This is a genomic window from Microvirga brassicacearum (genome assembly GCF_008757455.1).
Lineage (GTDB): Bacteria > Pseudomonadota > Alphaproteobacteria > Rhizobiales > Beijerinckiaceae > Microvirga > Microvirga brassicacearum.
Genome location: NZ_VCMV01000022.1, coordinates 1 through 13,593, shown reverse-complemented (window position 1 = coordinate 13,593; position 13,593 = coordinate 1). Strand labels below are relative to the sequence as shown.

General features: G+C 61.0%; 8 protein-coding genes and 2 pseudogenes. 9 read left to right on the top strand and 1 reads right to left on the bottom strand.

The window, feature by feature from the left end; translation table 11 throughout:
• The 3 genes and pseudogenes from FEZ63_RS14460 to FEZ63_RS26365 form a co-directional block, all read left to right on the top strand.
• Positions 1–295 (top strand): annotated as a pseudogene (locus FEZ63_RS14460) (RNA polymerase sigma factor SigJ); the annotation flags it as partial.
• A 718-nt stretch (positions 296–1,013) separates the two neighbouring features.
• A complete protein-coding gene (locus FEZ63_RS14450) occupies positions 1,014–2,780 on the top strand; it encodes an adenylate/guanylate cyclase domain-containing protein (RefSeq protein WP_150945644.1) in 1,767 nt (588 codons plus the stop codon).
• A 438-nt stretch (positions 2,781–3,218) separates the two neighbouring features.
• Positions 3,219–4,239: pseudogene (locus FEZ63_RS26365) on the top strand (IS110 family RNA-guided transposase).
• 508 nt (positions 4,240–4,747) lie between these two features.
• Here the strand turns inward: FEZ63_RS26365 and FEZ63_RS14440 are convergent.
• Positions 4,748–5,593, bottom strand: a complete 846-nt coding sequence (locus FEZ63_RS14440; protein WP_150945642.1) for a universal stress protein — start codon at positions 5,591–5,593, stop codon at positions 4,748–4,750.
• Between the two features lie 326 nt (positions 5,594–5,919).
• Here FEZ63_RS14440 and FEZ63_RS14435 point away from each other — a divergent pair, with 326 nt between their 5' ends.
• From FEZ63_RS14435 to FEZ63_RS14410, 6 genes are all read left to right on the top strand, one after another.
• Positions 5,920–7,713 (top strand): adenylate/guanylate cyclase domain-containing protein, encoded by a 1,794-nt coding sequence (locus FEZ63_RS14435; RefSeq protein WP_150945640.1) that lies wholly within the window; start codon positions 5,920–5,922, stop codon positions 7,711–7,713.
• A gap of 220 nt (positions 7,714–7,933) precedes the next feature.
• Positions 7,934–8,353, top strand: a complete 420-nt coding sequence (locus FEZ63_RS14430) for a CopG family transcriptional regulator (RefSeq protein ID WP_150945757.1) — start codon at positions 7,934–7,936, stop codon at positions 8,351–8,353.
• A 111-nt stretch (positions 8,354–8,464) separates the two neighbouring features.
• Entirely contained in the window at positions 8,465–9,733 is a 1,269-nt protein-coding gene (locus FEZ63_RS14425; protein WP_150945639.1) for an extracellular catalytic domain type 1 short-chain-length polyhydroxyalkanoate depolymerase, read from the top strand.
• Positions 9,734–10,155: 422 nt separating this feature from the next.
• The gene (locus tag FEZ63_RS14420; RefSeq protein ID WP_150945637.1) at positions 10,156–10,599 is read left to right on the top strand and encodes an ImmA/IrrE family metallo-endopeptidase; all 444 of its coding nucleotides are present in this window, start codon (positions 10,156–10,158) and stop codon (positions 10,597–10,599) included.
• A 402-nt stretch (positions 10,600–11,001) separates the two neighbouring features.
• Positions 11,002–11,751: a DUF4336 domain-containing protein gene (locus FEZ63_RS14415; RefSeq protein WP_150945635.1), complete on the top strand. Its 750-nt coding sequence runs from the start codon at positions 11,002–11,004 to the stop codon at positions 11,749–11,751.
• Between the two features lie 840 nt (positions 11,752–12,591).
• The gene (locus FEZ63_RS14410) at positions 12,592–12,888 is read left to right on the top strand and encodes a hypothetical protein (protein ID WP_150945632.1); all 297 of its coding nucleotides are present in this window, start codon (positions 12,592–12,594) and stop codon (positions 12,886–12,888) included.
• The last annotated feature ends 705 nt before the right edge of the window (positions 12,889–13,593 follow it).

The window sequence follows — 13,593 nt, the reverse complement described above, 5'->3', positions numbered from 1 at the left end:
CGGCAAGGTTCTCGCCTTCCTCAATCCAATCTTTGGTGTCGACCGTATCCTGCGGCTGTACCAGGGCCTCCACCGCAAGTTCGGAGAGGATTGGGTGAGCCTCGTCAAGCCGATCTGGATCGATGGCTTGCCTGGCTACATCAGCCGGGAGCGGGGCGGGGTTCTACAGACGACGGCTTTCGCCATTGAGGATGGTCGCATCACAGGAGTTTACATCACCCGAAATCCCGACAAGCTCCGTAACGTCTCGCGTCTGTTGTCGGACGGCCAAGCGTTCGGGGACGTCTCGCAATGATCCACCGCCTTGCGTTCACTGAGGCATCCCGTCATTTCCCGTCCGCCAAGTTCCTTGATGCCACCGAGGCTGTCCTGGTGGGGTTGGTCACCATCCATGAGCTTCATTTCCTCAACACCCGCCATTAAGTAAGCTGGAATCAACAAACGAACCCGGCCCGGCAGTAAAGGGGAACGCGATGCACGACGAGCTGTCGGGCGTAGGCGTCATCGAATGGCTGGGGACATTACAAGACGATCCTCACTTCGGCCGAGACCGGCGGGGCCATGTCCATCGTGGCTAGCGTAAGCCTGGCTGGCAGCGGCCCTCCGCAGCGTTCACCACACTTCCACACACGGCGTCCGCAAGATTCCACCCCTCTGTAAGCCGTCAACGATTTGGTGCCTGGGGCAGTGTGCTCCCGGATGTCTCCTGATGGCACGAGGCCGACCTTAGCTGGATTTCCGCATCGATGGCTTGAGCGGACCTTCCGTCGATCCACTCTACTTCGCATTTTGACGCGAAGCCGACAATCCGGAGAGGGACGGTGTGTGCACCGCCCGCGCGGGGCAAACCTCCGGGATCAATTGGCGGACCGGAATCGCCGCGCCAGGCGTTCGCCACTTTGATGCGGGGCTGGTATGATGCCGCACACGGATGTGAAATCCCGCGGGCGGAAGGATGGCTGCGGATGAGTGTCGCAGCCCCGTCCAACGAACCTCCCTAAGGGAGATCCACGATGGCAGCAGCATGGGTAGAGCGGCGGCTTGCGGCGATCCTGGCGGCGGATGTGGTCGGCTATTCCCATCGCGTCGAGCAGGATGAGGCCGGTACCCTGACGGCCCTCAAGGCACTGCAACACGAGGTGTTTGCCCCTTTGTTGGCTGAGCATCACGGCCGAACCGTCAAGCTGATGGGTGATGGTCTGATCGCCGAATTCGGCTCGGTGGTTGATGCGGTCGCCTGCGCGGTCGCGGTGCAGAAGGACGTCGCCGGGCGCCAGGCGGGGGTACCGGCAGAGCGCCGGATCGTATTTCGCATCGGCGTCAATCTTGGTGACGTGGTGGTCGATGCGGAGGATCTCCTCGGCGATGGGGTCAACATTTCGGCGCGGCTGGAACAGATCTGTGAGCCCGGCGGGATTATGATCTCTGGCACGGCCTACGATCACCTGCGGGGCAAGCTTGATCTGACCCTGGAATTTGCGGGCGAGCAGCGCGTCAAAAACCTCGACCGGCCCATCCGGGCCTATAGGGTGCGGCTGGACGGGTGGAGCGACCCGACCCAACCCGTCTCATCTGCTGGGAGGCCCGATGACAAGCCCTCGATCGCAGTTCTACCGTTCACCAACATGTCCGGCGATGCTGAGCAGGAATATTTCAGTGACGGGATCACCGAGGACATCATCACTGCGTTGTCGCGCTTGCGGTGGTTCTTCGTCATCGCTCGCAGTTCAATGTTTGTCTACAAAGGTCAGTTCGCGGACGCAAAGCAGGTCGGGCGCGATCTTAGAGTCCGTTATCTGCTTGAAGGGAGTGTGCGCAAGATCGGACAGCGCGTGCGCATCACTAGCCAGCTCATTGACGCGGTTACGGGCAACCATATCTGGGCAGAGCGATATGATCGTGAGCTTGCCGACATTTTCGCGCTTCAGGACGAGATCACGGCCAGCGTCACGGCAGCCATCGAACCGAAGCTCCTGGCGGCCGAGGGAATACGTGCGGAACTGCGATCGGTCGATGATCTTAACGCCTGGGATCTCGTCGCCCGTGGTCTGTCTCACTTTTGGAAACTGACCGCAGCCGAAAGCGAGACGGCAATCACCATCTTGCGGCAAGCCGTGCAGCGTTATCCGAACTACGCGCCAGCGCACAGCATGCTGGCTTTCGCGCTTTTGGTCTCAGCCTACGTTGGATGGATACCCGCTGGATGCGATCGAGAATTTGCCGCCCATCTTGCCCATCGCGCAGTGGAACTGGACGAGGACGATCCTTGGGCTCACGCGGCGCTTGGATATCTGGCGTTCACTGGGCGCCGGACAGATGACGCGGTCCGGCACCTCCACGCCGCCCTCGATCTCAATCCAAACTTCGCTGCTGCCCATGGCGCTCTCGGCTGGACGCTGGTCTTCGATGGCCGGTCTGAGGAAGCCTTATGCTGCTTCGAGCAGGCGCTGAGGATGAGCCCCCGCGACCCGTTGAACGGCTTCATCCTAGCTGGCATCGCCGCCGCCCACTATCTTGCGACGCGATATCCCGAGGCAGTCAAATGGGCGCGCCAAGCCGTGCAGCTCCGGCCAGGCATCCTGGGCGCGCATCGCGTCCTGTGCGCCAGCTTGGCGCAGGCGGGACAAGTCGAGGAAGCGACTTCCGCCATAAGCACCCTTCGGCAATTGCAGCCGAATGTTTCGCTTGACTGGGTCCGGGACTCGGTTCCGTACACGATGAAACCAATGGCTCATTTCCTGGAAGGGCTGCGGAAAGCTGGGCTGACAGCTGTTTCCTGATGGGCGTAAAGAGGGCGCTACCGCGGTGGAACATCTGGCCCGGAAGACGGCAGGCAAGCGCATGGGCGGCTGCTTCAGCCCGTCCCAATCCAGCAGTCGCACGAACCTCCGCGCTAGGCGGCGCCCGGGATCGTCCGTCAGTCTGGCAACCGGCCTTGTGATATCCGTCAACGAATTGCTCGCGCATCTCCTCGTCGCAGAAAGGTTGCACCGCGGCCCAAAAGCTGGTCGTGAAGAGCGGAATGCTCGTCATGAATAGTGCCGCTTCCTGATGTGCCTCGTCCATTCGCCCGAGTTGGACCAAGCTCGCAGCGAGGATGCGTCGTGTGTTCCGGCATGCAAGTTTTGCGCACGATGACGTAATTGCTGTCGTTGCTCCTTTCGACCAGACTTACTTGGCGGCTGGTACCAGTCGTAGTGACGATTGAGGAGAAGGAAATGAAGCAGTACGTGGGGCTCAATGCGTCGCAAAAGGAAACGTCCGTCTGTGTTGTGGACGCGACTGGCAAGCTCGTCTTTCAGGGAAAGGCGAACTCCGATCCAGGCTGTTTGGACGGCGCTGCTGCGCAAGCATGCGCCCCACGCTGAACGGATTGGCTTCGAGACGGGAGCGATGTCGATCTGGCTGTGACCCACGTGGGGCTGCCGGTCGTCTGCATCCATGCCCGCCGTGCGAAAGGGACGCTATGAGTACGAATGAACAAAAGCAACGAGAACGACGCTCGCGGACTTGCTGACTTGGTTCGCGTCGGGTGGTACCGCGAGGTGAAGGTCAAGAGTGCGTAAAGTCAAACCGTTCGCTCGATCCTGGTCGCCCGCTCCAGGCTGGTCGGCATCCGGCGCGACCTCAAGAACCAGGTTCGCTCCATGTGAACGAAACGGGTTGCTCTTCGGGCGATCCATCGGTTCGCAGTTCCGACGGGACGTCCTGGACCTAATCGGTGATAGGCATGGGCTGGCTCCTGTCATTCATTCTTTGCTGACCATTCATGAGCAGGTCTGTCGTGAGCAGGAGAAACTCGACAGACAGGTTCGACAGCTTGCTCACCAAGACGACACCACGCGACGACTGGTGACGGTTCCGGGCATCGGCGTGGTAACGGCGCTCACCTTCCGCCACACAATCGATGATCCTTCACGCTTTCGTTCCGCTGCCAACGTGGGTGGCCTATCTCGGCCTGACGCCGAAACGAGATCAATCGGGAGACACCGACATCAAAGGCCGTGTCTCGCGCTGGGGTGATCGGCTGTTACGAAGCTATCTCTATGAGGCGGCGGCCAGCATTCTGATGCATCGCACGAAGAAATGGTCGACGCCGAAAGCATGGGGAATGCGCCTTTCAAGCGAATAGGCATGAAGAAGGCGGAGGTCGCCATCGCTCGCAAGCTCGCAGTTCTGCTTCACTGTCTCTGGGTTGACGGCACAACCTTCGAGTCTGGGCAGGAGAAGACTGCATAGGCTGCGATCCATCCAATCCAGTTCTCGGGTATCCGGCTCGCGGAACCCGTGATGTCCCCGCCGGGATGGTGGTTGTGGTGACCTCGGTCAATCAGCTGACGACGGTTCGTCCGGACTTCGTGGCGTACGTTGAGGCACCCGACCCGACCATCATCATGAGGCACTGACCTCGGAAAGGACCATGACCCCGGCGAAGGCACAGCGGATCCCGACTTGACTCAGACCCGCAATTAAAGGGCTGATTGACATACGAAGCCGAGTTAGGGTTTCGCGGGGTATGTCCAGGGGAGGGCAAGCGACGTCTGTTGTGCGAATTGCCGTTCTGAAGCAGATCGACCAACCGGATGGTCCTTCCCCACCCACGCGCACTATGTCTCGCGGCATCCCCCTGCACATACCGGAAATCACGGTGACGACCGGCTGAATGAGTTTCCGTGATCTCCGGACCCCAGCACGAAAGTGCCACTGGCCGAACTCGTTCGTCCCCGCAAGTGTGCTGAGACTATGGCTAGTGAGCCATCAAGACCGGAACTGTCGTATTTGACAGAATGTGGCTGGTTGCACCGCCAAAGATGAACTGTCGCAATCGGCTCTGGGTGTAAGCTCCCTTGACAAGCAGGTCGCAACCCATCGACCTAGCCGCGGACAGAATTGCCTCGCCGGCGTGCCCATTCGGGTTTGGGACAGTTCGGATCTCCACCGGCAGGCCGTTTCGATTGAGAGTGTGCCTGAGTTCTCGGGTCGACGGACCTGACACGCCCCAGTCTTCGAGATCGATCACGATGATTCGGTGCGCCTTGGCCAAAAGCGGCATGGCCAGCGCGACGGTTCGTGCCGTCTCCGTGCTCCGGTTCCATGCAATCACAACCGTCGCACCAAACGTCTCGGGCGGAGTCGGCGGAGCGATCAGAACCGGCCGGCCGCTTTCAAACAGCGCTGCCTCAACCGTGGGAGGCCGGGGGTGATTGGCTTGGTCGCTCGGCCGCCCGAGAACGGTAATGTCAAACGCTCGCCCATAATGGCCAACAAAATCATCCTCTTTAAGTTCTCCTAGGCGCCAGCCGAAACAAAGCCCGGTTGGACCAGTGTCGGGCCGCGGAACCCCTTGGGCCGCCATGAACGTCTCAAAGAGACGACGGGAGGCTTCAGACCGTCGGCGGCGAACCTCAGGATCAAGAAATGATATGTCGCCAATCGCGCCAATGGTAATATCAGACGCGTAGGAGGAGGGCATGTTGGGCGTGATCGCCATGCCCTCCATGTAGCCGTCCAGGGCACGCCCGAGCATCAGCCCCGTCTTAAGGACAGACTGGATGAGGACATGCTCTTCCATAGGAACGAGGATCGACTTCATGGCTCATTCCCAGAGAAGCTATCGTCGCCCGAGGATGATACTCCTCTTGCTGGGATCTGTCCCTGATCGACTGAGGTCTGTTGTGCTCTGTTGCTTTTACGAGAGCCGCAGACCAGACCCGTCGCTCAGGCACGACCAACTAGCCTCGCATCGAAAGGATGAGCCGACCTTCATTAGCTCGGCTCTATTCGCACTTTGACCCTTCGCTGGTGCCGGCAACCGCATCCCCGTCGCCGTTCGCGGTCGTCCCAGAGGCGCCGCTGAGGTATTGTTCTCCGCCTCCGGTTTGGTTGCATTTCGGGGTTGAAGCTGCGGGGGATAAGACGATGCCGTCCCAAGTAGAACGACGACTGACGGCGATCATGGCGACCGATGTGGTCGGCTACTCACGGCTCGTGGAGGCGGACGAGGCCGGAACCCTGGCCGCTCTGAAGAGCCTGCGCCAGACCGTTCTGGAGCCTCTCCTGGCCGAGTACCGTGGCCGTATCGTCAAGCTGATGGGTGACGGCCTCATCGCCGAGTTCGGGTCCGTCGTGGGTGCGGTGGCTTGCGCCGCGGCGATCCAACGGCAATTGGCGGCTGGCCAAGAGGAGATTCCCCCGGAGCGTCGGATCGTGCTGCGCATCGGAGTCAACCTCGGCGATGTGGTGGTCGAGGGGGATGATCTAATGGGCGACGGCGTCAACGTGGCAACCCGCCTGGAGCAGGCGTGCCCGTCAGGGGGCGTTCTGATCTCCGGAGCGGCCCATGACCAGCTCTCAGGCAAGCTGGATTGTCACTTTGAGTATGCGGGTGAACAGCGCCTCAAGAATATCGTGCGGGCCGTGCGAGCCTACCGTATCGTGCTTGATGGTGCTCGTGCCGTCACAACGGCAACTTTCCCTTTGGCTGACAAGCCTGCGGTGGCGGTACTGCCTTTCGAGAACATGAGCGCGGATCCCGAGCAGGTCTATTTCAGCGACGGCATCACCGAGGATGTGATCACGGAGCTCGCACGCTTCCGCGAACTCATCGTGATCGCTCGCAACTCCTCCTTCGCGTTCCGTGGGCAGAGTATGGATGTGCGCGAGATTGGCCGCGCGCTCAGTGCCAGATACGTGGTCGAGGGCAGTGTCCGCCGGGCCGGAAACGGCGTGCGCATCACGGCTCAGCTTGTGGATGCCGTTGCCGGAGCTTATCTTTGGGCAGACAGGTACGACCGGGCCCTCGAGGACGTGTTCGCCATCCAGGAGGAGATCGCGCAGAGCATTGTGGCAACGGTGGCTCAGCGGGTTATCGACGACAGCGAGGTGGCTGCCCGTCGGCGTTCGCCGGAGGACATCCGCGCCTATGACCTCTTCCTTCAGGGATATCGCCTCTCCGATACGTTCACACTCGAAGCCCAGGCGCGGGTGCAAGCCCTGTTCGAGCAAGCGCTCCAGATTGATCCGACGTTCGCTCGCGCCTACACGGGTCTCGCCTATACTTACATGAACCGCTCTACGGACGGTGGCGTGGGGATATCTCGGGAACAGGACGACAACCGGATCACGGCATTGCGCTTGGCGGAACAAGCAGTCGCGCTCGATCCGAACGACCCACGGGTGCACGCCACGCTCGGGTATATGTGTCTGACCTGGCGTGATTTTGATCGCGCCGAACGCCACACCGATCTTGCTCGTGCCATGAACCCGAATGATCCCATGATCCAGATCTTCTGGGCATGGGTTCAGGCATGTGTGGGGAAGCCCGAGCGCTCTCTGTGCGCGGCCGAGATCGCCTTCAGGCTCAATCCGCGTCACCCTTACTGGTACAATTACTATTTCTCGCGCATCCTCTTCCTGCTTGGCCGCTATAGCGAAGTAGCTACCCTTCTGGAACGGCGAACAATCGACGCGCCAGCGCGCCATCCGAGGGACATGGCCTGGCGCGCGGCGGCCTGTGGTCATCTCGGTCGCATCGAAGAGGCGCAGCGATGCGCTGAAATTTTTGTCCAATCCGTCCGGAGCTACTGGCGTGGCGATCCTGCGGCAGGTCCAAGCGAATATGTGGACTGGGTCGTCGACGTCTCGTACCTGCGACGGGACGAGGATGTGGAACGGTTGCGCGAGGGCTTGCGTCTTGCCGGGCTGCCGGCCTGAACCAGTCCAATCCTAAAGTTAAACAGTCAACAGATCTCTGCGAACGTGGCGCACGGATCGTTGCTGGCATGTCCGCTTCTGGCACTAGGCAGACCTTATCCGAATTTCCGCTTCAGCCCCGTTCGGCGGACCTTTCTGTGGTCCGCTCCCAGGACCGGGCTTGAACGTGCTCGCCCTCCATCCATATACCATCCTGTTAGATGGTGAGAGGAGGGTCGCAATGGCCGACAATGTACACGAACTTCGACCTAAGGCTTCAGACAGCGAGAAGATCACAATCAACCTCGGTTATGTTGACCTGGGCCATATCGATCTCTTGGTCCAGGAGGGATTCTACGCCAACCGTACCGACTTCATCCGGACTGCCATTCGAAACCAGCTTGATCGGCACAGCGACGCCGTCAGGAAGTCGGTTGAGCGGCACCAGCTCGATCTTGGCCTGCGCAACTACAGCCGCCAGGATCTGGAGGCGGTGCAAGCTGCCGGTGAAGTGCTGCACATCCAGGTTCTGGGTCTCGCCAGCATCGCCAACGATGTCACGCCCGAATTGGCGCGGCAGACAATCGCCTCCCTTCACGTCCTTGGCGCCTTGCATGCCAGTCCGGCTGTAAAAGAGGCACTCAAGGACCGCATTCGCTGACCACCGGGTAGCACCCGTCTCACTGTCTTTAGAGCCTGCCCGACCCTTTCCGACTCGGTAAGGGGCAGGCGCGGCTTTGCCCCATGTCACCCCACAAAGAGGACCGAACCCATGAACGCACAACCGAACATCGACATGCTCGAGGCGACCCGTCTCACCTGTGAAGGCCGGCTCGCAGAAGCCATGGCAATTCTTCAGGGAGGGCTTGCGAGCGCCCATCCATCCGCTACTTCGGCTGTCAGGGCTGAAGATGCCGGCCAGCAGCCATTGCGGCGGGGTGGGCAGACCATCGATATTGTGCCACCATCCTCCAAGGAAGGCGCGTGGACTCCGCCGAGATTCAACATCCCATCTCTGAAGCCTCACGCCTTTGAGGATCTTACCGGGGGCGTGGACCAATCCCAGGTACCGGAAGCGTTACGCGGCTTCCTCAAGCGCATGGGACAACCCGGTTCCGGGGTCGGCCCCGATGGATTGGTTGGACCTGGTCCAGCCCGTGCACCGGCCCCGCTGCCCGAGGGGGCCCGCTTCGAAGAGCGCACCTTTGCCAATGAGGCTGGAAGCAGGGCATATAAGGTTTACATCCCCAGCGGCTACACAGGTCAGCCTGCGCCCCTCGTGGTGATGCTGCACGGCTGCACCCAATCGCCGGACGATTTTGCCGCCGGCACGCAGATGAACGAGCTGGCCGAGGAGCAGACGTTTCTGGTTGCTTATCCGGCGCAGGCCCAGTCGGCCAATGTGTCCAAGTGCTGGAACTGGTTCAACGCAGCCGATCAGCAGCGGGATCGGGGCGAGCCCTCACTGATCGCTGGTATCACCCGTCAGATCACGCATGACTTCTCAGTCGACCCCGGACGGGTCTATGTCGCTGGGCTCTCCGCCGGCGGGGCAGCGGCGGCGATCATGGGCTCTGCCTACCCGGATCTTTATGCTGCCGTGGGCGTCCACTCTGGGCTGGCGTGCGGGGTCGCTCGTGACATGCCCTCAGCGTTTGCCGCCATGCGCCAGGGCGGGGCGCCTCGTCACCGGGAGGCCAAGCAGCCCGTTCCCACCATCGTGTTCCATGGCGATCGCGACACGACCGTGAACCCCGTCAACGGGGACCAGGTCGTTGCTCAGTCGAAGGCGGGTTCCGATTTCCAGACGACGGTCAGCCGCGATCAGGCTCCCGGCGGGATCAGCTATACCCGCACGGTCGCGAGCGATGACACCGGCCACCCGATGCTTGAGCATTGGGTTCTTCACGGGGCGGGCCATGCCTGGTCCGGGGGAAGTCCGACTGGCTCCTATACTGAGCCCCGGGGACCCGATGCCAGTCGCGAGATGATGCGCTTCTTCCTCAAGCATCCGAAACCAAGAGCCGCGTACACGATGTAGGCACACGAGCCCGCCAGTTCCTGGTGCGTCCTGGCGGGCTATGATCGGATAGCTCCCATACGGGTCGGCGTGGATTGCACCCATCGAGATTAGCTCGGCTCGGTTTAGGGCCAAAGCATTCCAGAGTGCACCAAGGCGGAAGGCCGCCTCCTGGCCCGTCTCGGAATAAAGGCTTTGGTCTGCCTGTCCGGCCGAAGCAGACCTTCGCGAAGGCAGGAGATCTTCAGAGCCTGACCCAATCCAGAACAGTCGCCACTCGCGCAGGCAAGACCACTTCGCCGCTTCGATCTGGGCAGCCAGGCCTTTGTCGAATCATGGGTCGAGCGGACCATAGTGGCGGAAGATCGCGAACCAGCCCTTGTTGGGCACTGGCGGCACTCGTCGCTGGCTCAAAGCTCGCATCCCGGCGCCTCACGGCCGTCATGAAGGACGGGACGAGCACGAGCCGGGGCAAGAAGCGGGTCGAGGAGCTTGCGGACAAATTCGCTGCCGGGTTGCTGATGCCCCGGTACTTGCTGGAAGCCCGCGCAAAACCCGACGGGGACATTGTAGGCTGGCTCAACCGGACGGCTACGGAATTCGGCGTAAGCGCCGTATCGCTGAAGTGGCGCCTGAAGACCATGGGATGGATAGACGAGGCCCAAGTCGATGCGATCCAGGATTCGGACCTCAGGCACAACGGCGGGATGATGCCGCTCGGTCAGACGCCGCTCCTCCTGAGCCGGAAATTCCTCGAGGCCGTGTCGGAAGGGTTTGACCGGGGAGCCATTTCGGTGCGCAAGGTCGCCAGGATTCTGGAATTGACCGTTGACGGCCTGGGGGAACTGATGGATGCACACGGGGTAAAGCGAAACTTCGACTTCTGACCCCCTGAATGCGCCAGCGAATCCCGCCTGCTGCGTCGCGGATGCCGACGCCAAGGCCAGTGGCAAGAACGGCTGTGGCTGTGGCTCCGTGGATGCCGGAAGGTGGCGGAGAAGGTTTCGGAACCCGCAGGCTGCTGCTGAGATCCGCGCGTGTCGAACTCCGCAACCGAATCCCTGGCGAGTGATCCTGCCATGCCGAAGCCAAGCCTGAGGGTGGTCATCGCCACCCTCGGGATCACGCAGATCCTTGCCTGGGGATCCTCCTTCAGGCCGGGTGCGGTCAGGTGCCGGGCATCCCGCGCAGAGGCGACGCGGCAGTGCAAACCTTCTTCGGCGCACGTAGCCAGCCTGCGGGCAGGTGCGGTAACTTCCATATTCCGCAGCACTTTGGCGGCCTGCACCATGGGTGCCTCCCTTTACGAGCCGATCAACGTCTACAAGCCACTTGCGCCGGACATCGGCATCGTCGATGGGCCATTCGAATACCTGACCGTCGGCGGGATCAGGCTGCCGCTTCCGTTCACGACCCGAATGACCGTGGTGCGGCTGTCGAACGGCAACCTCGTCCTCCATTCGCCGATCAGGTTCGACGAGGGACTGGCCGGGGAGTTGCAGCGGTTGGGGTCGGTGCGTCATCTCGTGTCGCCCAACCAATTCCACTACGCGCATATCGGGGAATGGGCACGGGCGTTTCCGGACGCGATTGCGTGGGCGTCACCGCGGGTGCGCCAACGGGCACGGGCCCGGCAAGTGGACATCGACTTCACGAGGGATCTCGACGCCCATGCGCAGGAAGAATGGCGCGGGGAGATCGACCAACTGCTGTTCCCCGGCGGCTATTTCAAGGAGATCATTTTCTTCCACAAGACCTCGAGGACGCTGATCCTCACGGACACGATCATCAATCTCGAGTTGGACAAGATGTCCGAGCCCTGGCGAATGGCCGCCAGGCTCACTGGAATGTATCATCCCTACGGCCAGATCTTCTTCGGCATGCGGCTGCCGCTCCTCTTCCAGCGGCGCAAGGCGAAGGCGGCGATCGGGAAGATCCGCTCCTGGCGCCCACAGCGAATTGTGCTCAGCCATGGCCGCTGCTTCGAGGCCGGTGCCGATGAGGTCATCCGCAGGATATTCGGAGGATCGCTCCCTTGAGGGCAGTGAGCGGTAAGGGACGGCGAACTTCCCGGGACCGTACCCAAAGGTTGGTCACATTCACCCCATAATGCGCTTCAAAGGAAGGCAAAGCCCGCCGCACCCCTGCGGCGGACCGATACGGGTGCGCGTGCACTGAGACTGGCCAATAGGTTTGCCCTGCCAAAAATCGGTCTCATCCGTCACTTCAAAGCGACTCAGCCGAAGTTTGGGATGGAATCAACTCGGGAATTTGAAGCACCGCCAGATGTCTCTTGTCCGGCATGCTGCCTCCGCAAACACGAAGGTCGCTGCGGCATTCGGTAGCAAAGACCACCGGATTGTTGGTAAGCCGCTGACCTGACAAGACATTTGCCTCGCAACAACCGCGTAAATTTGGTGAGACATCGGTGGCAACAAAAATGATTTGAACCCGCCCACAATGAAAGGGACTCTCCAACGGGTTTGGTGCGCGGAAGGTCCTCGGAAGATGCGCAAGCGGACCTTCAGTGGTTGCGTTCTACGACCGGAGTTGACCCCGAAGCGGACCAGCTGGTGTGCGATTGCAGTCACGGGTTGGTTTGATGGGGTCGATCCGCATGAGATCGCTCGGCGTGGTTGCCGCAGCGACGGGTTGCCGGCGGCGACCCGCATCGTGGACAAGCCAATGCCGGTCGCCTGCCGATAGTGGACAACGACGAAATCGTCGTCGTGACCCGCGCATCTCTGGATCGGTTAACTTTGGCGGAAACGGCATCCTGATCGCGGGATCGCGCGCAAGGGTGATCGTCACTCGGAGGCTTGGGGCAAGAAGCCGGTCCCCTGCTATGCTCATTGAGCCATGAACCGGAGTGAGTCTGCATGTCGAATGAGATCGATTTCGCGTTAGAAAACCGCCGAAGTCTCAGCGGACCTGGTCTGCGGACCTTCCTTGTATCCGCCGGCCAGTGGGGGCTCACTGAGGCAGAGCAAGTTCGGATTGTCGGAGATCCGCCGGTCGCGACGTTTTGCGAATGGGTGGCAAAGGCGCGAGAGCAACAGGACCTGATTTTGGGTGTTGAAGTGCTCATGCGGATCTCGGCCGTATTGGGCATTTACGGCTCCCTCGCCACGCTTGGAGGTTCCAAGGCGATGCCCGGAAGTACCCCGAGGCAGTGATGCCGTTGAAGCCATCATCGTTGTGTGGTGTTGCAGGCGAAGGGCAAAGTCGCCATTGGGCAACCGATGGGCCACCCCCGCCGCGTGAGCATCGAGATCCGCTGGACCAAGAATGCTGCACCAATAGAGTTGAGCCCCGTCCCGATAGATCCTGCGCCGTCCTCTGGGCTCTATACTCACAATGAGACGGACCGCGTCCGATCCCCGAGGTGAGACGACGTCGACGGAGAAGTCTGCGCGATGACGCCCTCGCGGCATGAACGCCAGGTGCGGAGGGCCAAAAAACGATGGTTGAAAAAACATCCAGCCACGTTCGTTCGGCAGGAACAGTTGCTCTACCAAGAATACCGTCCCCTTGCGTGAATGCCCCAAGCGGAACTTCACAAAGCCGAATCTTCGAGTCCCGGTGGTGAAGTCAACAGGGGGGGAGTAGCGTGAGGAGGGAAAGACAGACATTAGGATTTCCAGAAGTTCCTTCTGAGCCAGCAGGCCTGGAATAGCCCACGCCCGGTCGCTCGGGAGCCAAAAGGTTGCGCAGGGTGTGTGAGGTATGGACTGCTACTCCGTGCTTGTTTTTTCGGTTCTGAGCTCCCACCAGCTTGGATACCTTCCCGAGCAGAACATCCTGTACGCCCTCGAAGCCCACGGCGGTACAGGATGAGTAAGCGACCGCGCCGGAATCGCTCTCGGTTCCCGCCGAACTGC

Bases quoted from the DNA above. Each gene is read 5' to 3' on its own strand.
- FEZ63_RS14425 (WP_150945639.1), top strand. From the start codon at position 8,465: ATGAACGCACAACCGAACATCGACATGCTCGAGGCGACCCGTCTCACC.
- FEZ63_RS14420 (WP_150945637.1), top strand. From the start codon at position 10,156: ATGAAGGACGGGACGAGCACGAGCCGGGGCAAGAAGCGGGTCGAGGAG.
- FEZ63_RS14410 (WP_150945632.1), top strand. From the start codon at position 12,592: ATGTCGAATGAGATCGATTTCGCGTTAGAAAACCGCCGAAGTCTCAGC.
- FEZ63_RS14415 (WP_150945635.1), top strand. From the start codon at position 11,002: ATGGGTGCCTCCCTTTACGAGCCGATCAACGTCTACAAGCCACTTGCG.
- FEZ63_RS14435 (WP_150945640.1), top strand. From the start codon at position 5,920: ATGCCGTCCCAAGTAGAACGACGACTGACGGCGATCATGGCGACCGAT.
- FEZ63_RS14450 (WP_150945644.1), top strand. From the start codon at position 1,014: ATGGCAGCAGCATGGGTAGAGCGGCGGCTTGCGGCGATCCTGGCGGCG.
- FEZ63_RS14430 (WP_150945757.1), top strand. From the start codon at position 7,934: ATGGCCGACAATGTACACGAACTTCGACCTAAGGCTTCAGACAGCGAG.
- FEZ63_RS14440 (WP_150945642.1), bottom strand. From the start codon at position 5,593: ATGAAGTCGATCCTCGTTCCTATGGAAGAGCATGTCCTCATCCAGTCT.